Origin of the sequence: Raineyella antarctica (assembly GCF_900092135.1) — a bacterium.
Classification (GTDB): domain Bacteria; phylum Actinomycetota; class Actinomycetes; order Propionibacteriales; family Propionibacteriaceae; genus Raineyella; species Raineyella antarctica.
Window position 1 is genome coordinate 58231 of sequence record NZ_FMYF01000004.1, and the last position, 20097, is coordinate 78327.

Below are 20097 nucleotides of genomic sequence, written 5' to 3' on the forward strand. Positions count from 1 at the left end.
AGTGCTGGTCGGAGCCGCGCGGTCGGACCGCTCCATCCTTCGATGGGCGATCCGGCCCCGCGCGCCTCACTGGCGCGTGCGCAGCTCCGGGAAGTCCTCGTAGCGGTACTCGCCGGCCTCGCGTACAGCGGGGTCGGTGGCCTTGGCGCGATCGTGCTCCTGGGCGCGCAGGACGACCCGGCGGATCTTGCCCGAGATGGTCTTGGGCAGCTCACCGAACTCGATCCGGCGTACACGCAGGTAGGGCGCGAGGTGATCCTTGGCGTGGGAGAGGATCGACAGCGCGGTCTCCCGGCTGTGCTCGATGCCCGGGGCCAGAGTGATGTAGGCCTTCGGCACGGCGAGCCGGACGGCGTCCGGCGCCGGCACCACCGCGGCCTCCTGGACGGCCGGGTGCTCCATCAGTACGCTCTCCAGCTCGAACGGGGAGATCTTGTAGTCCGAGGCCTTGAACACGTCGTCGGTCCGCCCGACGTACGTGATGTAGCCGTCGGCGTCCCGGGAGACCAGGTCGCCGGTGTGGTAGTAGCCGCCGTGGATCGCTGCGGCGTCCAGCTCGGGCATCCCGTGGTATCCGCTCATCAGGTTCAGCGGCCGGGGGTCCATCCGCAGGCAGATCTCGCCGAGGTCGGCGGGCTGGCCGGTCTCCGGGTCGACGATCTCGATCGGGACACCCGGCAGCGGCTTGCCCATCGAGCCGGCCTTCACCCGCTCCCCGGGCACGTTCCCGACGGTGGCCGTGCTCTCGGTCTGGCCGTAGCCGTCCCGGATGGTCAGGCCCCACGCATTGCGGACCTGGTTGATCACCTCGGGGTTGAGGGGCTCACCGGCACCGACGACCTCGCGCAGCGACGCCGGACGCTCGCCGAGGTCGGCCTGGATCATCATCCGCCACACGGTCGGCGGGGCACAGAACGTCGCGACGTCGACCCGGCGCAGCTGCTCCATCAGGTCGGCGGCGTCGAACCGCTGGTAGTTGTAGACGAAGATCGTGGCCTCGGCGATCCACGGGGCGAAGAAGCTGCTCCACGCGTGCTTGCCCCAACCGGGGGCACTGATGTTGAGGTGGACGTCGCCGGGGCGGACGCCGATGAAGTACGTGGTGGTCAGGTGGCCGACCGGGTAGGACAGCTGCGTGTGCTGGACCAGCTTGGGGGCCTTGGTCGTGCCGGAGGTGAAGTACTCCAGCACCGGATCGTCCGCGTCGGTGATGACCTCGCGGGGCTCGGCCGGGTGCGCGTAAGCGTCGTCGAAGGCGATCCAGCCGTCCTGGCCGGCACCCGCCACGATCCGCACGTACTCGCCCGCAACGGTGCTGAACTTGTCCGTGTCGGCGGGGTTGGTGATGACCGCCCGAACGTCCGCCCGGACCACGCGGTCGGCCAGGTCCTCGGAGGTGATCGCCTCGGCGGTCGGCAGGATGATGCCGCCCACCTTCATCACCGCGAGCATGGCGTCCCACAGTTCGATCTGGTTGCCGAGCATCAGCATGACGGTGTCGCCCTTGCCGATCCCCAGGGTGTCCAGCCAGCCGGCCACCGCATCCGAGCGGCGCACCATGTCGTCGTACGTGTAACGGGCCTCGGAGCCGTCGGTCTCGCGGATCCACAGCGCTATCCGGTCGTTGCCCCGGCCCACGGCGTCGAACCAGTCGATCGCCCAGTTGAACGGCCCGGTGATGTCGGGCCAGGTGAAGGCGGCGCACGCCTCGTCGATGCGTCCGTGGAAGGACAGCAGCAGGTCTCGGGTGGCGCGGATCTGTTCGGTGGCTCGGCTCAAGGCAGGTACCTCTGTGAGGGGATCGTGGCACTGGTTACGCCAGCGTAGGTTGAACGATACGCGCAGGGTTCGTCGCGCGGGAAGGCGGATCCGACAGCCGGCGCGGGGAGCGATTGTGTGACTCCGACAACGGGCCGAGGGGGAGCATGGGCTGTGACCGTCGGATCGATCAGGGCTGGCGGGCACGGCGACGCAGCCAGCCGGTCAGGACCGGGGTGAGCGCCAGCATCATGAACAGCCGGACCGCCTGCACCCCCGTGATGACGGTGATGTTGCTGCCAGCCCCGGCTGCGACGGCGAGCACCGCGAACATCCCGCCGGGGGTGGTGGCCAGGTAGCCGTCCATCGCGGGCAGGCCGAGCAGCCGGGCCAGCCACAGGCCGCTGGCCGCACTGGCCAGGACGAGCACGACGACCAGGCCGAAGGCGAGCGGCAGGATCCGGGCCACCATCGAGATCGCGCCGCGGGTGAAGCCGAGCGTTGCCGTCCACCCGATCACCACGTACGCCGCGGTGGACACCAACAGGGGAAGACTGGGGGTCGGCAGGCCACCCTGGATCCCGACGGCTGCGGCCACGATCATCGGTCCCAGCAGGTCACCTGCTGGCACTCGGGCCAGACGCGCCAGCGGGGCGCCCACGACCATGCAGCCGAGCCCCACCAGCGCCCCGAGGGCAGGGTCCTGGGTCGCCGGTACCGGCGGACTCGAGGCGGCGCCGAACACGTACGCGGCCACCATCGGGGTGGCGGCGGTGATCAGGAGCACCCGCGCGTACTGGAGCATCCCGACCACGCGGACATCTCCACCCAGTTCCTGGGCGACCGCCACCAGCCCGCTCGCACCACCGGCCGCCATCGACAGCACCCCGGTGACCCGGTCGACGGCCGGGTGGAGGGCAAGCAGGAAGCCGGAACCGAAGCTGATTGCCAGCGTCAACACGGTGACCGCCAGGACTGCGGCCCAGTCGTGCGCCAGCGCGCGCAGTTCGTTGCTGCTCACCATCGAGCCGAGCATCACGCCGATCGCGGCCTGGGCGACCACGTTGCCGGCCGCCGGGACAGCGCGTGGTCCGCGACCGGACAGTGCGAGGGCGATGCCACCGACCATGCCGGCCAGGATCTCGGGGGAGGGGAGTCCCACGGCCCGGGCGCCGAGCAACACCACCAGCGTCACCACGAGCAGGACGACCCAGGCGCCGACGCGGGCCCGCTGTCGGCGGATCGGGAGAGTGCTCATGGCAGCCAGTCGATCACACCTCTGTCGCGGAGCGCCCCCGGTGTCACGGGGCGGGGCTAGGGTGTTGGGCAGACCACGACGACGAGGGAGGCCGAGCACGATGAACCCCGGTGAGATGACGCCTGACGGCACCACGCCTGCAGCCACGACGCCCGCAGTCACGACGCCCGCAGCCACGACGCCCGCAGCCACGACGCCCGATACCCAGGGCCCGCAGCGGATGCGGGCCATCCAGATCACCGAGCACGGCGGGGCGGAGGTGCTCTCCTACACCGAGGTGGACGTGCCGGCGCCCGGTCCGGGCCAGGTCCGGGTTCGGGTCCGGGCCGCTGGCCTCAACCCGGCTGACACCTACATGGTCCGGGGAGGCTACGAGTTCTTCCACAACCCACTGCCGTGGGTGCCAGGCTTCGACTCCGCCGGAGACATCGAGGCTGTGGGTGAAGGAGTGGAGGGCCTGGCGGTGGGGGACCGAGTGTTCGTCGCCGGCGTCCTCGCGCCGTCCTCGGGAGCGTTCGGCCAGTACCACGTCGCCGACGCCTCGGTGGTGCGGCAGCTTCCGGACTCCGTGTCGTACGCCCAGGGTTCCGCCATCGGCGTGCCCTACCAGACCGCCTACCACGCATTGTTCCAGCGGGCCGGGCTGCGGCCCGGTGAGACCGTCCTGATCCATGGCGCCAGCGGCGGCGTCGGCCAGGCCTGCGTCCAGTTCGCCCGCGCCCACGGGGCCCGGGTGATCGCAACGGCCGGCTCGGCCGAGGGGCTCGACCTGGCGCGTACGCAGGGCGCGCACGTCGTACTCGACCACACTGCGGAGGACCACGTAGAGGCGATCCGGGCTGCCGCGCCCAAGGGCATCGATGTCGTCATCGAGATGGCAGCCAGCACCAACCTCGAGCACGACCTCGGGCTGCTCGCTCGTGGCGGTCGGGTGGCCATCGTTGGTGCCAGGACCCCGGTCGAGATCACCCCGCGCCTGGTGATGCGCACCGAGGCGGCCATCCTCGGTATCGCCCTGTGGTACATGACCCCCGGCCAGGTCGCGGAGGCACTCGCCGCGACCGCCGCCGGGCTGGAGACGGGCACGCTGTCGCCGACGGTGGGCCACGAGCTCCCGTTGGAGCGGCTGGCAGAAGGCTTCGCACTGGTCACCACCGGGCATCGCGCCGGCAAGGTCGTGCTCACCGTCGAATGATCCTGGGCGGTCGGTGGATCGGCGCCCCGTGCCGATCCACCGACCCCTCCGGCGTGTCTCGCCCGACTGGCTGACCGACCGTGTGACAGTTGTCCTGTCGTGCAACTTCCCCGGTATGGCACACGCAAGGAGCATTGCGGATGAGCACCGCTGTCGAGAGGACCCGCTTCGGCTGGTCCCGTTGGGCCGAGTCCTCCGGAGGACTGGAGCGTTCGTACACCATCTGTGCGCCCGGACTCTCGTCCTGGCGGCGTGACGTCGTGCACGTGACGCTGTTCCGTGACGACCGCCGAGGGATCATCCAGTTGGCCGCCCGCTGGCTGGTCCGCGGTCTCTTGGTCGCACTGGTGCTCGGCGGGGTGCTGGCACTGATCCTGCAGTCCAGCGTGGTCCTCATCCCGGTCACCCTCTCTGTCCTCGTCGCCGCCGCGGTGGTGCTGGCCGCGCTGCCCAACTTCGGTCGTCAGGTCGCCGAGCGGCACACCATCACCGTCACCGGGGACGCCTGCCGGGAGGTCTGTCGGATCGCTGCGGTGCTGGACCGGATCGAGCCGGACCCCTCCGACGTGGAACGCGACGACGCCCGCACCATGTGGCGGCTGGCGCACACCGACCCCAAGTTCCTGCACACCTACGGACGTACGGTGCGCGACTGGGAACTCTCGTACGACCGACTCCGTGCCACCCTGGCCCGGGATGGGTCGACTCCGACGCAGGACGTCGAGCGACGTACCGGGATCCTCACCACGGACGTGGCCTGAGGAGCCTGACCGGGGCCGGGCACCGACCGGCGATATGGGGCATTGACGGGAAACCTTGGCGTCCACCGCCCTCGGGGGTACTGAACCCCGACGTGGCGCTGGTCGGCAACCACTCGCACCGGCCGGCGCCCCTGGCCCGACCGACAACGTGGCCCGATCGAGGGGGTCCCACCCCCTGACGACAGGCCCCCGTGGGCCTAGGCTGTTCTCGTACTGCGGCGGGGGGTCGGGTACAGGAGGGTGTCACGGTGTCGTCATCGGTCGGGTCCGGTCCAGGATCCGCATCTGGGCTCTGGCGGAGCGCGCTCGAGGCCGTCTCCGTCACACTCATCGGCTTGCTGCTGGTGGCTGGGTTGGCGATGACGAGCCACGCGGTAGGTTCGCTCACCGGGCCTGATGTCGCAGCGGCCACCGGCACCCCGACCCGCGCCGTTTCCGACCAACGACTCGTGGCGGTCGGCGCCGGTGCCAACGTCACCGGACAGGTCGGGCACGATCCCGCCTCCACCGGCGCCGGCATCGGCGCCCTCACCGGCACCGACAAGGACGGGCACAAGAGCTCGCAGGCTGCCCCGCCACGCCCCGCGGCGGCGGCCGAGGTCAACTCGGAGCAGGCCTACCTGGATTCGGCGGCCGCTGTCGCGGCCCGCGCCGAGCGGGAGGCCGCGGCCCCGGCGTTCGACCAGGCGATGGTCGGGCTCAGCGCCGCAGAGCGCGCCGCCGGCCAGGGGGTCCGCGCGGGCCAGGCGCTGCACGAGGACAACCGGTTGCAGCAGGACCAGCGCAGCCAGGGGCAGGCCGAGGAGGCCGCCGGGATCGCCTCCGAGGTCGCCCGCCTCGAGGAGGAGAAGCGGCTCGCCGAGGAGGCCGCAGCCAAGCTGGCGGAGCAGGCCCGACTGGCGGAGGAAGCCCGGCTCGCGGCGGAACAGGCCGCCGCAGCGGCAGCGAACGGGACACTCCTGGAGGGCACACTCGTTCGGGTGCCCACCTTGGCCCCGGTTGCCGGCGCCTCCGTTGCGGCAGCGGTCGCACCCATAGTGCCCGGCAGGTATCAGATCGCCGCGCGCTTCGGGGCTGTCGGCACCTGGTCCCTCTACCACACGGGTGTCGACCTGGGCGCCCCCATCGGCACGCCGATCCGGGCAGCCGCGGCCGGCATCGTGACCGCGCCGGTGGCCGGGGGATGGGCCGGGACGCATGTGATCATCGAGCACGCCGACGGCTCGACCCTGTACGCGCACATGATGGCGACCACGGTAGTTCCGGGTCAGTCGGTCCGGGCAGGCGAGGTGATCGGCTTCGTCGGGATGACCGGACGTACCTTCGGGCCGCACCTGCACTTCGAGTACTACCCGCCGGGGACGAGCCAAGTGTCCCCGTACGCGGCCACGGACCCGGTCGTCTGGATGGCCCGCCGGGGGATCCAGCTCTGAGTCGGCTATCCCGCCAGCAGCTCGCGGTCGGCGACCGTGAGCTCGACCCGATTGCGCTCCACCGCGTCGATACCGACCTCGACCGTCCAGTCGTCGATCCGCCAGCGGTAGACGGCGTCCTCCTGGCCACGGATCACGTGGGGGTCGCCGAAGACGACGGTCATCTCCCGAACCACCTCGGCCTGCTCCGCCTCGACGTCGGCGGGGTCCACCGGCATGCTGGCGGTGACGGTCGCGATGTGGCCGCGCCAGCCGTCCCAGCGGCCAGGGCCGATCCCATCGATCGAGAGCACGCCCTCGGTCGGGCTGTCCTCGGGGGAACAGGCTCGCTCCGAGGCCCCGATCCGCTCCCACAGCTCGGCGCGGTCCGCGATGGGCACGAAGCCTGCCAGGGCACACCGCTCCCCGAAGTCCAGCAGTGGATGGTCGTACATGGATCTCTCCTCGGGCCGACCCGGTGGCAGCGCGCCGCAGCGGATCTGCTCATGTTACCGGACCTGCACCCCCACGATCAGGAGCGTGGCCGCACCGCTCGGACGGTCCGGACCGCTGTCAGGGGGACATGACAAGATATTGCCCATGAGTCAGCGTCCGCAGTCCGCCGAGGAATCCTCGGTCGGGATCGTCGAGACGCAGTCGGTCCGGCTGTTCGACCAGGACAATCCCCTGGTCCTGGCCAGCGGCGCCGTCGTGCCCGAGGTTGACGTGGCCTACGAGACGTACGGAACCCTGGACGAGACCGGCAGCAACGCCATCTTCATCTGCCATGCCCTCACCGGTGACGCGCACGCGGCCGGCCGGCACCGGTCCGAGGACCACCGGCCGGGCTGGTGGGACACCATGATCGGGCCGGGCAAGCCGATCGACACCGATCGCTTCTTCGTGATCGCTGACAACCTGATCGGCGGCTGCCAGGGCACCACGGGACCGGCCTCCACCAATCCGGCCACCGGACGGCCGTACGGCCTGGACTTCCCGCTGCTGCAGATCGCCGACTTCGTCACCGTGCACCGGGCGCTGCTGGACCACCTCGGGGTCCGTCGCCTGCTGTCGGTCATCGGCGGGTCGATGGGGGGGATGCAGGCGCTGCAATGGGCGCTGTCCTACCCCGAACAGGTCGGCAGCGCCGTCATCATCGCTGCCTCGAGCCGGCTCAACGCGCAGAACATCGCCTTCTCCGCGGTGGCCCGTGAGTCGATCATGCGCGACCCGGGATTCGCCGGTGGTCGCTACCTGGAGACCGGGACGAGTCCGGACACCGGCCTGTCGATCGCGCGAATGATGGCCCACATCACGTACCAGTCCGGCCAGGGCATGGACCAGAAGTTCGGCCGCCGCTACCAATTCGGGGAGGACGCGACCCGCGGGTTCGGGGTGGACTTCGCGGTGGAGAGCTATCTGGACTACCAGGGCCGGATCTTCCTGTCGCGCTTCGACGCGCTGTCCTACCTCTACCTGACCCGCGTGATGGACTACTTCGATCCCTTCGCCGAGGAGGATGCCGCCCAGGCGCTGGCCGAGGCGGGATCGCCCTGTCTGGTGCTCTCCTTCGACTCCGACTGGCGATTCGACACGACGCACTCGCGGGCGATCGTCCGCGCCCTGGAGCAGCAGAGGGTGCCGGTAAGCTTCCGGGAGATCCGCTCGCCCTGGGGACACGACTCTTTCCTGCTGACCATCGAGGACTACCACGCGACAGTGGCGGCCTTCCTGCGTCGGGTGTCCGTCGCTGCCGCGCAGGGTCGGCGTGACCGGGGAGGAGTGCGATGACCCTGCGACCGGACCAGGCCATGGTCTCCCGCTTCGTCCCCGATGGGTCCCGGGTACTGGACCTCGGCTGTGGCCGGGGGAGCCTGATGCGCTACCTGATGGATCGACGCGGTTGCACCGGTACCGGCGTGGAGATCGCCCCCGAAGCGGTGGTCGAGACGATCTCGAAGGGCGTCCCGCTCATCGAGTTGGACATCGACCGTGAACTCGACGAGTTCGGCGACAAGTCGTACGACGTGGTCGTGCTCTCCCGTGTCCTGCAGGCGACGTACAAGCCGCGGGAGGTGCTGTCCCAGATGGCCCGGATCGGCTCGCGATGTATCGTGTCGGTCCCGAACATGGGCTACTGGCGCCACCGGTGGGTGCTCATGCGCGGCCACATGCCGATGTCGAAGGAACTGCCGCACGCCTGGTACGACACCCCGAACATCCACCTGTCGACGCTGGCCGACCTGGAGGAGTTGTTCGACGTCGTCGGCCTGGACGTGTGGGAACGCCAGCTCTTCACCCCGGACGGCCGCCTGCGCAACTACCCGGACCGGGTGGCCAACCTGATGGCCGCCAACGCCATCTACGTGCTCACCCCGCGAGGCTGACCGCCGGCGGGTCCATCCACCGCCCACTGCCGACGGCCACCCGCCGCCGAAGCGGCCCTCCGGTTCAGCGCTTCGGGCCGCCGTCGGCCTGTCGCCCGCCCTCGGTCGGGGCTTCGCCCGTCCGTTTCGCGGCCGCCGAGGCCGCTGCCTTCCGGGCACCCGCGGCCAGCCAGCCCTTGAACATCGGCGCGAGTACCCGCGGCATCATCAGGTAGGTCATCACCGCGGTGATGGCCAGGGTGATGAAGAATGTCCGTACCAGGAACGGCACATTGGTCAGCAGCGCACTGCCGTCGGGGAAGACCGGCAGCACGCTGAACAGCCAGATGAAGAACGTCGCGGTCGGCCAGATGCCCAACCAGGTGACGAAGCCCATCCGGTGCTTGGGCGGGTTCATGCTGGCTGGCACGACAGCCGGCTCGAACCACGCCTCCAGGCCCGTGAGCCGGCGGTGCTGGGGCTCGCCCTCGGCAACCGCATGCATCCTGGCGAGGATCTCGGCCCGCTCGGGACTGGTGTCCCAGGCCTCGAACCCTTCATCGTCGCGGTACCGCACGACCACGTGGTAGGCCTCGCCCGGGGTCTCCGGCGGGATCAGGTCGGCACCGAGGAAGCCCGGCTTGAGCCTCATCAGCGCGAACATCTCGCGCACCATGGCCTCGTACGAGGCCTCCTGGCCGGGTTTGGCGTAGCGGGTCGCGATCCTGGTGATCGAGCCGGGCTCGGAGGGGGACTGCCTCATCGGAGTGTCTTCCTGGTCACAGGCCGAGGGCCTTGGTCAATCGGGCTGCGGGGGAGGCGATGCCGTACGCCTCGACCAGATCGTCCCACGCCGCCCGGTCCCTGACGTCAGGGGGCAGTGCGAGGTCCTCCAGCGTCGTTGGCAGGTCGAGGTCACGGACGATGGCGATCACTCGGGGGGCGACGTCCAGGTAGGGGCCGGCCTGTCGGATCGCCTCGGCGTGCCGGGCGGTCAGGCCGCCCTTCTCGACCGACCCCAGGGCAGCGGCCCGACGCACGCCGGCGAGGTCACCGTAACGGGCCAGCAGGCGGGCCGCGGTGCGGTCGCCGATCCCGGCCACCCCCGGGATCCCGTCGGAGGTGTCCCCGCGCAGGGCGGCCAGGTCGATGTACGAGCCCGGGGCGACGCCGTACGCCTCCAGGACCTCGGCCTCGTGCACCTCACGCCAGCCCGACGTCCGCCCGACGGGGGTGATCAGCCCGATCCCGCGCGCATCGTCGACCAGTTGGGTGAAGTCCCGGTCGCTGCTGGCGACGTCGACCCGCACCCGGCCGGCGAAGCGGGTGGCCAGGGTACCGATCACGTCGTCGGCCTCGGCCCCGCTCGTCCCGACGACCCGGATTCCGATCGCCTCCAGCGCGGCCCGGATCGGCGCCACCTGCTCGGCGAGCTCTGCAGGCACGTCCTCCCCCGAGCCGTCGGTCGCGACCCGATGGGCCTTGTACGACGCGAGCAGGTCGACCCGCCAGCGCGGACGCCAGTCCACGTCCCACGCGCATGCCAGGTGGGTCGGGGCCCGGTCCTCGACCAGCCGCGCGATCGCGTCGAGGGTGCCGCGCAGTGCGTTGACCGGCTGCCCAGCCGGACCGCGCAGGCTCGAGGGCACGCCGTGGAAGGCCCGGAAGTACAGGTAGGCGGTGTCGACGACGAGCAGTGTGGGCATGGCCATGGGACCATCCTGCCGTGCCCGACCGCCGGGCGTCCCAGGGACACCTGGGCAGAGCCGCGCAGGGACACCGGAGCGGGGCCTGGCGGGGTCACCTGAGCAGGGCCTGGCGCGAGGGTCGGGGTGGTGCCGGTATCGTGTGGGCATGAGCGATCCCCGCATCGGCCTGACGGTGACCCATAGTCGTTACGTCGGCCACAACCACACGCACTACTCGGGCAGCCAGGTCGATCATTCGTACACGATGTCGCTGCTGTCCGATGCCGCTACGGAGGTGTGCATCCGCACCGACGCGGACGAGGGCGCCGTGGTGGCCTACAACGAGATCGACTTCCTGGCCCCGATCTACGCCGGCGACGTGCTGGAGGTCGAGGCGTTCGTGGTCGGTGTCGGTTCGACCAGCCGCGAGCTGGGGATGGAGGCGCGGGTGATCTGCCGCGAGGCCAACCGCCTCGTCGAGGAGCACACCAAGATCGCCCCGACCGCCTCGTACGTCCTGGAGCAGCCGCTCGTGGTGGCCCGCGCCAGTGCGACGGTCGTGGTCGCCGATCCGCTCCCCGAGCCGCCGGCGCCCTGGGGCAGCCAGGTGCCGGAACTGCCCGACCGTCCCGAGCGGGACGCCAAGGCAGGCCTGAAGGACCTGCAGGACACCTGGCTGAGGTGGACCAAGGACACCCGCGAGCAGATCGAGAAGCGCGCCGCCGAGCTGCGCACCCGCTCGCAGCCGCAGGCCCCCGCCCAGGACGACATCGAGGAATGACCGACCCCATGACCGAAGCCACTACCCGACCCGAGGCTGCGCGCCCCCTCGTCGACCACGAGGAGACCCGGATCCTGGTCTGTATCCCCACCTACAACGAGGCACTCAACCTGGAGGGCATCGTCGGACGCCTGCGGACCGCGGTGCCCAGCGCCGAGGTGCTCGTGGTCGACGACAACTCCCCGGACGGCACCGGGCAGATCGCCGACCGGATGGCCACCGCCGACGCCAACGTGCACGTGCTGCACCGGGTCGGCAAGGAGGGCCTGGCCGCGGCGTACGTCGCCGCCTTCCGGTGGGGCCTGGAACGGGGCTACGACGTCCTGGTCGAGATGGATGCCGACGGCTCGCACCGTCCGGAGGAGCTGCCGCGACTGCTGGCCGCGCTGGACCGGGCGGACATGGTGAAGGGCTCGCGCTGGGTACCGGGTGGCTCGGTGGTCAACTGGCCGAAGTCGCGGGAGTACCTGTCCCGCGCGGGCAACCTCTACACCCGGCTGATGCTCGGCGTACCGGTCAAGGACATCACCGGCGGGTTCAACGTCTTCCGGGCGCAGACGCTGCGCGACATCGGCCTGGACAACATCGCCGCGGCCGGCTACTTCTTCCAGACCGACATGACGCTCCACACGATCGAGACCGGCCACCGGGTCGCCGAGGTGCCGATCACGTTCGAGGAGCGGCAGTTCGGGGAGTCGAAGCTGGACAGCAGCATCTTCTTCGAGTCGCTTGCCCGGACCACGGGCCGTGGCCTGAAGCGCCGCGGTGCCCAGTTGCGCCGAGTGGTCGGCGACCGTCGCCGCGGTGGAAGCTCCCTGAACGCATGAGCCGCACGTATTCTGTCGAAGGGCTGGTGCGCGTAGGCGCCCGGCTGCCCCTGGGGCCCTACCTGCGCGAGGTATGGGAGCGCCGCGACTTCATTGCGGCGATGGCCTCCTCGCGCATCCAGGCCGAGAACGAGCGCAACCGGCTCGGCATGGGCTGGGTACTGCTGCGCCCGCTGCTCAACGCCCTGATCTACGGCCTGATCTTCGGGTTCATCCTGGGCGGCAACCGTCCGGCCAACTACGTGCCGTACCTCATCGCCGGTGTCTTCCTGTTCGAGTTCTTCTCGAACGCGGTGCTCATCGGTGGCCGCTCGATCACCTCGAACTTCCCTCTGGTCCAGTCACTGAGCTTTCCCCGGCTGGCACTACCGGTCGCGGTCGTCTACCAGCAACTGCTCTCGTTCCTGCCCACCCTGATCCTGATGATGGTGCTGGTGATGCCGTTCGGCGGGCACATCTCCTGGCGGGTGTTCCTGCTGCTGCCGCTGACAGCGATCTTCGCTGTCTTCAACCTCGGGGTGGCGCTGGTCGTCGCGAGGTTGACGGTGCACTTCCGGGACCTGAGCCAACTGATGCCCTTCATCACGCGGATCCTGTTCTACACGGCCGGCGTCTTCTTCGACCCGGTCAGTGTGTTGAAGCACCATCCGACGGCCCTGACCGCGTACCACCTGTACCCCTTGAACGAGGTGCTCGCCATCGGGCGCTCCCTGCTCATCCCGGGCCACCATGCCCCGCTGTACTACTGGTGGGCCCTGATCATCTGGGCCGTTGTCGCCCTGGTCGTCGGCATCGTCTACTTCTGGTCCGCCGAGGAGCGCTATGGCCGAGATGAGTGATTTCACGATCGACCACCACGGCATGCCCGCTGTCGTCGTCGATGACCTGCACGTGGACTACCGGGTGCTGGCGACCGGGCGCCGGGCGGGCTCGGAGCAGCGCTCCAGCCTGTTCGAGCGGCGCCGCGAGATGCTGGTGGTGAACGCACTCAAGGGCATCAGCTTCACCGCGTACGAGAACGAGTCCATCGGAGTGATCGGTTCCAACGGTTCAGGCAAGTCCACGCTGATGCGGGCGATCACCGGTCTCACCCCGGCGTCCAAGGGAGCGGTGTACGCAGCGTCCCGCCCGAACATGCTGAGCGTCGGCGCGGCCCTCCTGCCCGACCTGAGCGGTGAGCGCAACATCATCCTGGGGGGTCTCGCCTTGGGCATGTCGAAGGCCGAGGTGGCTCGGCGCTACGACGACATCGTCGAGTTCACCGGGCTGCGGGACTTCATCCGGATGCCGATGCGGACCTACTCCAGCGGTATGTCCGCCCGACTGAAATTCGCGATCGCCACGGCCACCCAGCACGACATCCTGATCGTCGATGAGGCACTCTCGGTGGGCGACAAGGAGTTCCAGGACAAGTCGGAGGAGAGGATCCGCCAGATCCGGGAGGCGGCCGGCACGGTCTTCTTGGTCTCGCACTCGATGCCTTCGATCCTGGACACCTGCAACCGGGTGTTGTGGCTCGAGAAGGGCGACCTCCTGATGGACGGAGACCCGCAGACGGTCGTCGACGCGTACGAGAAGTCCCAGCGGGTACCCAAGGACGGGCCCGGGCTCCGCTTCGTCGAGCACGTCCAGGGTCTGCCCGCCCTCCAGAAGACGCCTCCGGCCCAGGAGGGCCAGGAGGAGCTGTTCGTCATCCGCGCCAGGCGTTGGTCGGAGCTGCTGCGCAGGTCAAGACAGCGCCTGGTCGAGGTGGTGGGCGCCGACCGCGTCATCGTCGTGCATGACGTCCGCGGCGAGGAGGACCGCGACACCCAGTGGCCGGTCGGTTGGCAAGTACTGACCCTGGATGCGGCAAAGCTTCAGGAACTGGGCCTCCTCGATGGGGATGCAGGCCTTCGGTACCAGACCGGCGACCACGCCCTGATCGCTGCTGCGGCGAGCTTCACCGCCGATCGTTACTGGCTGTTCGAGAGCGACGCCTACCTCGCTGTGGACCTCCCTCGTTTCCTCGACTCCACCCGTGGGGACGACTCCGGCATCCTCGCCCTCGAGCTGAAGTCGGCGCCGGAGAAGTGGACCTGGACGCGCCCGATGCACCAGCTGGGCTACGGCGAAGTGTATAGCTGCAAACTCCCCGTGATCCGGTTGAGTGCAGCGGCCCTGGACGAGTTGGCGTCGGCGCGACGGCATCTGACCACACTCGTGCACGATGAGCCGGACGTGGTCTATCCCAATCTGGAATCCTTCGTCCCCACCGTGCTGCAGGCCCGGGGATTCAGTGCGACCGATCTGGGAGAGCTGGCAGGAGTGGCGACCGATACGGTGAAATTCGGCGTGGGGTACTTGCTGCCGGAGGCACTGGAAGCCATGGGCGGGGAGCGGATTATCTATCCGGGCTTCGGGCCCGAGGAATTCGACGCCTATCTCGCGGATCCTGTCGTCAAGCAGATGCTCGCTTCGGCGCCGGTCTTCTGGTTCCGCGTGGAGGAGTCACTGAAGTTCCTGCCTCGAGAGTACCAGCTCGCCTATTCTGCGCGCCTCGGCGAACTGCTCGGCGACGCAGTGGCCCAGCGGATGGGCGACGAGGAGGAGTAGCGGTCCCGGCGCGGCGCTACGTCGCGCGACCCTGACGCCATCGCGCCCCGGCAGGTAACTGCTGCCGGGGCGCGATCATGCCTGCGCGTGTCAGCGGCGACGCTTCGCCGGGGGAGTGGTCCGGCGCATGTACTCGTCGGTGCTGATCGCGCCGACCTGCCGGACCTCCTCGAGGCGCTCGGAGAGCAACTCCTCCAGGTCCGCGAGGGAGCGGCGCTCCAGCAGCATGTCCCAGTGCGTACGGACGTGCTTGGCCTCCTTGACCTCACCCTCGACGCCATCGGAGCGCCTGCCCTCCTGCCCACACCGCGGGCACTCCCACACGGTGGGCAGCTCCGCCTCCTCGGCGAAGATCATCTCGAAATGGTGTCCCTGCGGGCAGTCGAAGCCGACCTCTCGACGCGGAGCGAAGTCGACGCCGACCTCGTCCTCGAAACTCTTGGCCCCGAGGCCCGATCCTCGCAACGAACGATCAGCCATGGTGGTACCTCCTAGGATGTTCCGGTCCGACCGAAGAACACCACGGCAGCGAAATTTCTTCCCGCCGATGACCATCGGTGACTATCGATCGTCGTCCAGCCTAGCGGTTCGGGCCAAGGACCGCGCCGAGCGGCCCTTGGCGGCCGGTACCCGCAGCAACATCAGGGCCCCGGCCACGAGGATCAGGACGATCGCGATGATGCCCCAGCGGTCGTTGCCGGTGGCGCCGGCGAACAGGCCGAACAGGGCGGGGGACACGAACGACACGGCCCGCCCCGAGGTGGTGTAGAGGCCGAACATCTGGCCCTCGCGCTGCGGCGGAGCCATCCGGGCCATCATGGACCGGGACGAGGACTGGGCCGGTCCGACGAACAGGCACAGCGCCAGCCCGAACACCCAGAACAGCTCCAGGCTGTGCACGCCCAGCAGGATGGTTGCGGACACGATCAGCCCGATGATCGAGCCCAGGATGACCGTACGCGCCCCCAACCGGTCCTCGAGCAGGCCGCCGGCGCCGGCACCGACGGCGGCGACGATGTTCGCCGCGACGCCGAAGATCAACACCATCGCGGATGGCATCCCGTACACGCTGACCGCCAGGACGGCACCGAAGGTGAAGACTGCGGCGAGCCCGTCGCGGTAGATCGCCGAGGCGACCAGGAACCGTACGGCGTCCGGGTCGTCGCGCCACAGGGCACGTACGTCCTGTACCAGCCTCCGGTAGGCATTCACGGGGCCGAGGCGCTGCACGCCGGTGCGGGCCGGGGGCTCCGGGACGGTGACCAGCACCGGCAGTGCGAACACCAGGTACCAGGCGGCGACCACGAGGCAGACCAGGCGCACGCCCAGCCCGTCGGTGGCGGGCACGCCGAACCAGTTCGGCTGCGCGATCAGCCCGAAATACGCGAGCAGGAGCAGCAGGATGCTGCCGGTGTAGCCCATCGCCCAGCCGAGCCCGGAGACCCGGCCCATGTCCTCGTCGACCGAGACCTGCTTGAGCATCGCGTAGTAGGACACGTTGCTGAACTCGGCGGCGACCACCCCGATGCCCATCAGCACCAGCCCGAGGACCAGGTAGGAGGGGTCGGGACGGACGGCGAACATCGCGGCCGTCGCGGCGATGACGATCCCGGTCCAGACCGCCAGGCTGCGGCGGCGGCCGCCGCCGTCGGCTTGCTGGCCCATCACCGGCGCGGTCAGCGCGATGACCAGCCCGGCGAGGGAGGTGGAGATGCTCAGGGCCGTCGCACCGCTGATCGGTCCGTTCTTGACCGCCACCGTTCCGGTCAGGTACGTGGAGAAGACGAAGGTGACGATCACCGCCTGGAAGGCCGAGGAGCCCCAGTCGTAGGACACCCACGACCATATCTGCGTCCGGCGGCTGAACCGTCCGGGCACGGGGGGTCCGGCCGGTCCGAGGTCGTGGCTCCCGGTGTCCGTCTCAGTGCTCGTCATGCCACCGGCCCCGCTCGACCAGGACGTCCTTGAGGACGTCGATCCGGTCGCTCACCAGCCCGTCGACCCCCAGGTCGATCAGCTCGCGCATCTCGTCGGCGTCGTCGATGGTCCACACGTGCACGACCTTGCCGGCCGCATGGGCGGCGTCGACCAGGGCACGCGTGACGACCCGGAACCGCTCGCCGCGGACGTCGATGTCGTCGCCCAGGGCTTCGAGCACCAGCGGGGGAAGGGACCGGACGGCCTGCGGCAGGGGATGCCAGTGCGGAACCTGCAGGGCGTTGCCCGGTGCCGCGAGGAGGCCGGCGACCGAGGGCAACAGGCGCGTGTAGCGGATCCCCGACGGGGCGACCGAGGTCGAGACCTGCGTGCCGGCCAGCCGGCGAAACGTCCGCAGCGTACGGTCGGAGAAGGAGGCGACGTTCACCCGCTGCTGGGCGTGGTGGCGGTTGAGCGCCTCGACCAGCGGTTCGATCGCGGCATCGGACTTCAGGTCGATGTTGAAGAACGTCTCCGGGAAGGTCTCGAACACCTGGTCGAGGGTCGGGATCGGATCGGTGCCGCCGATCCGCGCCTCGGTCACCTGCGCAAAGGTCAGGTCGGCGATCATTCCCGTACGATCGGTCACCCGGTCCAGCCGGTCGTCGTGGAACGCCAGCAGCACCCCGTCCCGGGTGGCGTGCACGTCGGTCTCGACGTGCGTGTAGCCCAGCGCTACCGCCTCACCGAAGGCGTGCAGGGTGTTCTCGCGCCCCACGTTCGGTGGATAGGTGGAGCCCCCACGGTGGGCCAGGGCGAGGAAGGGCTGCGCGAAGAATGCGCGATCGGCGACCGTCATGGGGCCAGTATGCGCGTATCCAGGTGTCCAGAAGGTGACCGGCGGCCGGCCGGGCGGCCAGGCTCAGGCGATCTTCTGCGCCACGAAGGTCGTGCTGGGGGAGACGAACTCCTCCTGCGCGGGCACCAGGGCCAGCTCACGGCGGCCCAGCTCCAGGGTGCGGCCCAGCAGGCCGTACATCGAGCCGGCGGTGTTCTCCACCGCGCGGCGTGAGGACCCGGTGGCCAGCAGGTGGGCCAGGAACAGGGCGGAGGTGACGTCACCGGAGCCGGTGAAGTACGCGTCCAGCCGCGGCGTGGTGACCAGGTACGCGCCGGAACCGTCGACGGCGAGCATCTGGATGGTGTCGGGGTCGGTCTCTGCGCTGACCATGGAGGTGACCAGCACGGTCTCCGGTCCGCGCTCGCGCAGTTCCTCGGCCGCCGACAGGATCTCCGCCAGCGTGTTCGTCTCCCGCCCCACCAGGTAGTCCAGTTCGAAGTGGTTGGGCGTGACGACCTGGGCGTGCGGCAGGATCCGGTCCCGGAACATCGGCGGCACGTCCTCGCGCACGAAGAAGCCCCGGCCGACGTCCCCCATCACCGGGTCGCAGCACCAGATCGCCCGCGGATTGCGCTCCTTGAGCAGGGCGTCGGCCGCCAGCACCGTCTCCCCGGTCGCACCGTTGCCGAGGTATCCCGACAGCAGGGCGTCGCAGCCGGCCAGGGCGCCCCGGTCGTCGATGCCACGGACGACCTCGAGCACGTCGGCGGGGTCGAGCAGCGGACCGCGCCAGGCGCCGTAGCCGCTGTGGTTGGAGAAGTGCACGGTCAGCACCGGCATGACCTCCAGCCCCATCCGCATCAACGGGAACGACGCCGCACTGTTGCCGGCGTGGCCGTACGCGACGGAGGACTGGATGGACATGATGGAGGTCATGGGATCCATCATGCCGCAGCCGCCCCGGGCCCCTGCCGGGTGCCGCGATCCGATCGGGCCAGCACGGCCGCCATCCCTCCCCTCGGCGGCATCCCCGCCGTCGGCCCGGACCGCGCGACGGCCCCCGACCCGCAGTGGGGTCGAGGGCCGTCGTCGGGACAGCAGGGTGCTCAGCTGGTGGTGACCTGGACGTTGGCGCCCAGGGCGTTCAGGCGGTTCGGCAGGTCCTCGTAGCCGCGGTTGATCACGTAGACGTCGCGGAGCACGGACTCGCCCTTGGCGGCGAGCATCGCCAGCAGCAGGCAGACGCCCGGACGCAGGGCCGGTGGGCAGGTGACCTCGCGGCCACGCCACTTGGTCGGACCGGTGATGATCAGCCGGTGCGGGTCGAGCAGCTGGATGTTCGCGCCGATCTTGGCCAGGTCGAGCAGGTGGATCGCCCGGTTCTCGTACACCCAGTCGTGGATCAGGGTCTGTCCCTCCGCCTCGGCGGCGATGACCGCGAAGAAGGGCAGGTTGTCGATGTTCAGGCCCGGGAACGGCAGCGGGTGGATCTTGTCGATCGGCGCCTTCAGCTGCGAGGGCCGGACAGTGATGTCGACCAGGCGGGTCCGACCGTTGTCGGCCATGTACTCCTCGGTGATGGAGAAGTCCAGGCCCATCTCCTCCAGGATGGCCAGTTCGATCTCGAGGAACTCGATCGGCGCGCGCTGGATGGTGAGCTCGGACTTGGTCACGATCGCCGCGGTGATCAGGCTCATCGCCTCGATCGGGTCCTCGGAGGGGAAGTACTCCACGTCGACGTCGATGTCCCTGACGCCACGAACGACCAGCGTGGTGGTGCCGATGCCATCGATCTGGACCCCGAGCCTCTGCAGGAAGAAGCACAGGTCCTGGACCATGTAGTTCGGCGAGGCGTTGCGGATGGTGACCGGGCCCGGGACCATGGCCGCGGCCATGATCGCGTTCTCGGTGACCGTGTCGCCGCGCTCGGTCAGGATGACGGCGCGCTTGGGGGCGTGGACGTCGGCGGCCCGGCAGTGGTAGAAGCCCTCGGTCGCGACCACGTCGAGGCCGAAGTGGCGCAGCACCTGCAGGTGGGGCTCGATCGTCCGGGCGCCGAGGTCGCAGCCACCGGCGTACGGCAGGAAGAACTCCGGGTAGGAGTGCATCAGCGGGGCGAAGAACATGATGATGGAGCGCGTCCGCCGGGCGGCGTTGACGTCCATGGCGGCCAGGTCGAGCTCGGCGGGGCGGATCAGCTCCAGGTCGGTCTCGTTGATCCAGGTGATCCGGTAGCCGATGCTGATCAGCACCTCGCAGATCCGGTTCACCTCCTCGATCTTGGCGATCTTCCGCAGGACCGTACGGCCCCGGTTCAGCAAGGAGGCACAGAGGAGGGCGACGGCGGCGTTCTTGGAGGAGCGGCAGTCGATCGCCCCCCTCAGCCGGCGACCACCCTCGATGGTCAGGTGCATGGCGGCGGGCTTGGTCGTCTGCATCGGCTGTGGCGCGAAGACTTCCTGCTCACCGGCGCTGAAGTCGGACTCGAGCGCCCGGGCGATCCTGTCGATCGCTTCCATCGACAGGGCCATCGAGCCGTTCTCCACCTCCTGGAGGGTGGCGGGCTCGGTCCGGAGCTTGGTGGCGAGTTCGGCGATCGAGAGGCCCCGCTGTTCGCGGGCGTCTCGGATCAACTTGCCGATCTGGGGGGAGGACGAACTGGAAGTCACCACGACACAGTAACCCACGGGCCTGAGCT

The 20097-nt window shown here is 69.7% G+C and carries 19 protein-coding genes; 9 read left to right on the top strand and 10 right to left on the bottom strand.

The window, feature by feature from the left end:
- Positions 1 to 66: 66 nt before the first annotated feature.
- Both GA0111570_RS07055 and GA0111570_RS07060 read right to left on the bottom strand, forming a co-directional pair.
- Positions 67 to 1779, bottom strand: coding sequence for an AMP-binding protein (locus GA0111570_RS07055; RefSeq protein ID WP_092608469.1), 1713 nt, complete (start codon positions 1777 to 1779; stop codon positions 67 to 69).
- Positions 1780 to 1948: 169 nt separating this feature from the next.
- Entirely contained in the window at positions 1949 to 3016 is a 1068-nt protein-coding gene (locus GA0111570_RS07060) for an AbrB family transcriptional regulator (RefSeq protein WP_175557374.1), read from the bottom strand.
- Between the two features lie 100 nt (positions 3017 to 3116).
- On the opposite strand from GA0111570_RS07060, the gene GA0111570_RS07065 reads away from it, so the two are divergent.
- The 3 genes from GA0111570_RS07065 (at position 3117) to GA0111570_RS07075 (ending at position 6405) form a co-directional block, all read left to right on the top strand.
- Positions 3117 to 4211, top strand: a complete 1095-nt coding sequence (locus tag GA0111570_RS07065; protein ID WP_139283174.1) for an NADPH:quinone reductase — start codon at positions 3117 to 3119, stop codon at positions 4209 to 4211.
- Positions 4212 to 4351: 140 nt separating this feature from the next.
- Entirely contained in the window at positions 4352 to 4972 is a 621-nt protein-coding gene (locus tag GA0111570_RS07070; RefSeq protein ID WP_092608478.1) for a hypothetical protein, read from the top strand.
- A gap of 344 nt (positions 4973 to 5316) precedes the next feature.
- The gene (locus GA0111570_RS07075; protein ID WP_245703081.1) at positions 5317 to 6405 is read left to right on the top strand and encodes a M23 family metallopeptidase; all 1089 of its coding nucleotides are present in this window, start codon (positions 5317 to 5319) and stop codon (positions 6403 to 6405) included.
- Between the two features lie 5 nt (positions 6406 to 6410).
- On the opposite strand, the gene GA0111570_RS07080 is transcribed toward GA0111570_RS07075, so the two are convergent.
- Positions 6411 to 6839, bottom strand: a complete 429-nt coding sequence (locus GA0111570_RS07080; protein ID WP_092608483.1) for a hypothetical protein — start codon at positions 6837 to 6839, stop codon at positions 6411 to 6413.
- Between the two features lie 145 nt (positions 6840 to 6984).
- Between GA0111570_RS07080 and metX the strand changes: the two genes are divergently transcribed.
- Together metX and metW are read left to right on the top strand one after the other, a co-directional pair.
- Positions 6985 to 8175 carry a homoserine O-acetyltransferase MetX gene (gene metX, locus GA0111570_RS07085; RefSeq protein WP_092608486.1) on the top strand — a complete coding sequence of 397 codons (1191 nt, stop codon included), beginning with the start codon at positions 6985 to 6987 and terminating at the stop codon, positions 8173 to 8175.
- Entirely contained in the window at positions 8172 to 8771 is a 600-nt protein-coding gene (gene metW / locus GA0111570_RS07090) for a methionine biosynthesis protein MetW (protein WP_092608489.1), read from the top strand. The genes metX and metW overlap by 4 nt, the downstream gene beginning before the upstream one ends.
- A gap of 64 nt (positions 8772 to 8835) precedes the next feature.
- Here the strand turns inward: metW and GA0111570_RS07095 are convergent, their stop codons facing one another.
- Complete coding sequence (locus GA0111570_RS07095; protein ID WP_092608492.1) at positions 8836 to 9513, bottom strand: antibiotic biosynthesis monooxygenase; 678 nt, start codon at positions 9511 to 9513, stop codon at positions 8836 to 8838.
- A 16-nt stretch (positions 9514 to 9529) separates the two neighbouring features.
- The gene (locus tag GA0111570_RS07100; protein ID WP_245703054.1) at positions 9530 to 10462 is read right to left on the bottom strand and encodes a 5'-3' exonuclease; all 933 of its coding nucleotides are present in this window, start codon (positions 10460 to 10462) and stop codon (positions 9530 to 9532) included.
- 142 nt (positions 10463 to 10604) lie between these two features.
- On the opposite strand from GA0111570_RS07100, the gene GA0111570_RS07105 reads away from it, so the two are divergent.
- From GA0111570_RS07105 to GA0111570_RS07120, 4 genes are read left to right on the top strand one after another with little or no spacing between them, the layout of a single operon-like run.
- Positions 10605 to 11219 carry a hotdog fold domain-containing protein gene (locus GA0111570_RS07105; RefSeq protein ID WP_092608495.1) on the top strand — a complete coding sequence of 205 codons (615 nt, stop codon included), beginning with the start codon at positions 10605 to 10607 and terminating at the stop codon, positions 11217 to 11219.
- Positions 11220 to 11227: 8 nt separating this feature from the next.
- Positions 11228 to 12046 carry a polyprenol monophosphomannose synthase gene (locus GA0111570_RS07110; RefSeq protein ID WP_217634066.1) on the top strand — a complete coding sequence of 273 codons (819 nt, stop codon included), beginning with the start codon at positions 11228 to 11230 and terminating at the stop codon, positions 12044 to 12046.
- Positions 12043 to 12885 carry an ABC transporter permease gene (locus GA0111570_RS07115; protein ID WP_092609212.1) on the top strand — a complete coding sequence of 281 codons (843 nt, stop codon included), beginning with the start codon at positions 12043 to 12045 and terminating at the stop codon, positions 12883 to 12885. Before GA0111570_RS07110 ends, GA0111570_RS07115 begins: the two co-directional genes overlap by 4 nt.
- Positions 12878 to 14641, top strand: coding sequence for an ABC transporter ATP-binding protein (locus tag GA0111570_RS07120; RefSeq protein WP_217634067.1), 1764 nt, complete (start codon positions 12878 to 12880; stop codon positions 14639 to 14641). Before GA0111570_RS07115 ends, GA0111570_RS07120 begins: the two co-directional genes overlap by 8 nt.
- A 90-nt stretch (positions 14642 to 14731) precedes the next feature.
- Here the strand turns inward: GA0111570_RS07120 and GA0111570_RS07125 are convergent, their stop codons facing one another.
- The 5 genes from GA0111570_RS07125 to GA0111570_RS07145 all read right to left on the bottom strand — a co-directional run bounded on the left by GA0111570_RS07125 (position 14732) and on the right by GA0111570_RS07145 (position 20068).
- Positions 14732 to 15121: an RNA polymerase-binding protein RbpA gene (locus GA0111570_RS07125; RefSeq protein WP_092608504.1), complete on the bottom strand. Its 390-nt coding sequence runs from the start codon at positions 15119 to 15121 to the stop codon at positions 14732 to 14734.
- 81 nt (positions 15122 to 15202) lie between these two features.
- Positions 15203 to 16477 (bottom strand): MFS transporter, encoded by a 1275-nt coding sequence (locus GA0111570_RS07130; RefSeq protein ID WP_245703056.1) that lies wholly within the window; start codon positions 16475 to 16477, stop codon positions 15203 to 15205.
- 85 nt (positions 16478 to 16562) lie between these two features.
- Positions 16563 to 17417 carry a glycerophosphodiester phosphodiesterase family protein gene (locus GA0111570_RS07135; RefSeq protein WP_092608509.1) on the bottom strand — a complete coding sequence of 285 codons (855 nt, stop codon included), beginning with the start codon at positions 17415 to 17417 and terminating at the stop codon, positions 16563 to 16565.
- Positions 17418 to 17480: 63 nt separating this feature from the next.
- The gene (pdxY, locus tag GA0111570_RS07140) at positions 17481 to 18335 is read right to left on the bottom strand and encodes a pyridoxal kinase PdxY (RefSeq protein WP_092608512.1); all 855 of its coding nucleotides are present in this window, start codon (positions 18333 to 18335) and stop codon (positions 17481 to 17483) included.
- Between the two features lie 170 nt (positions 18336 to 18505).
- Positions 18506 to 20068: a UDP-N-acetylglucosamine 1-carboxyvinyltransferase gene (locus GA0111570_RS07145; protein ID WP_245703057.1), complete on the bottom strand. Its 1563-nt coding sequence runs from the start codon at positions 20066 to 20068 to the stop codon at positions 18506 to 18508.
- Positions 20069 to 20097 lie beyond the last annotated feature (29 nt).

Bases quoted from the DNA above. Each gene is read 5' to 3' on its own strand.
- GA0111570_RS07060 (WP_175557374.1), bottom strand. From the start codon at position 3,016: ATGAGCACTCTCCCGATCCGCCGACAGCGGGCCCGCGTCGGCGCCTGG.
- GA0111570_RS07065 (WP_139283174.1), top strand. From the start codon at position 3,117: ATGAACCCCGGTGAGATGACGCCTGACGGCACCACGCCTGCAGCCACG.
- GA0111570_RS07070 (WP_092608478.1), top strand. From the start codon at position 4,352: ATGAGCACCGCTGTCGAGAGGACCCGCTTCGGCTGGTCCCGTTGGGCC.
- GA0111570_RS07080 (WP_092608483.1), bottom strand. From the start codon at position 6,839: ATGTACGACCATCCACTGCTGGACTTCGGGGAGCGGTGTGCCCTGGCA.
- metX (WP_092608486.1), top strand. From the start codon at position 6,985: ATGAGTCAGCGTCCGCAGTCCGCCGAGGAATCCTCGGTCGGGATCGTC.
- metW (WP_092608489.1), top strand. From the start codon at position 8,172: ATGACCCTGCGACCGGACCAGGCCATGGTCTCCCGCTTCGTCCCCGAT.
- GA0111570_RS07095 (WP_092608492.1), bottom strand. From the start codon at position 9,513: ATGAGGCAGTCCCCCTCCGAGCCCGGCTCGATCACCAGGATCGCGACC.
- GA0111570_RS07100 (WP_245703054.1), bottom strand. From the start codon at position 10,462: ATGGCCATGCCCACACTGCTCGTCGTCGACACCGCCTACCTGTACTTC.
- GA0111570_RS07105 (WP_092608495.1), top strand. From the start codon at position 10,605: ATGAGCGATCCCCGCATCGGCCTGACGGTGACCCATAGTCGTTACGTC.
- GA0111570_RS07110 (WP_217634066.1), top strand. From the start codon at position 11,228: ATGACCGAAGCCACTACCCGACCCGAGGCTGCGCGCCCCCTCGTCGAC.
- GA0111570_RS07115 (WP_092609212.1), top strand. From the start codon at position 12,043: ATGAGCCGCACGTATTCTGTCGAAGGGCTGGTGCGCGTAGGCGCCCGG.
- GA0111570_RS07120 (WP_217634067.1), top strand. From the start codon at position 12,878: ATGAGTGATTTCACGATCGACCACCACGGCATGCCCGCTGTCGTCGTC.
- GA0111570_RS07125 (WP_092608504.1), bottom strand. From the start codon at position 15,121: ATGGCTGATCGTTCGTTGCGAGGATCGGGCCTCGGGGCCAAGAGTTTC.
- GA0111570_RS07135 (WP_092608509.1), bottom strand. From the start codon at position 17,417: ATGACGGTCGCCGATCGCGCATTCTTCGCGCAGCCCTTCCTCGCCCTG.
- pdxY (WP_092608512.1), bottom strand. From the start codon at position 18,335: ATGACCTCCATCATGTCCATCCAGTCCTCCGTCGCGTACGGCCACGCC.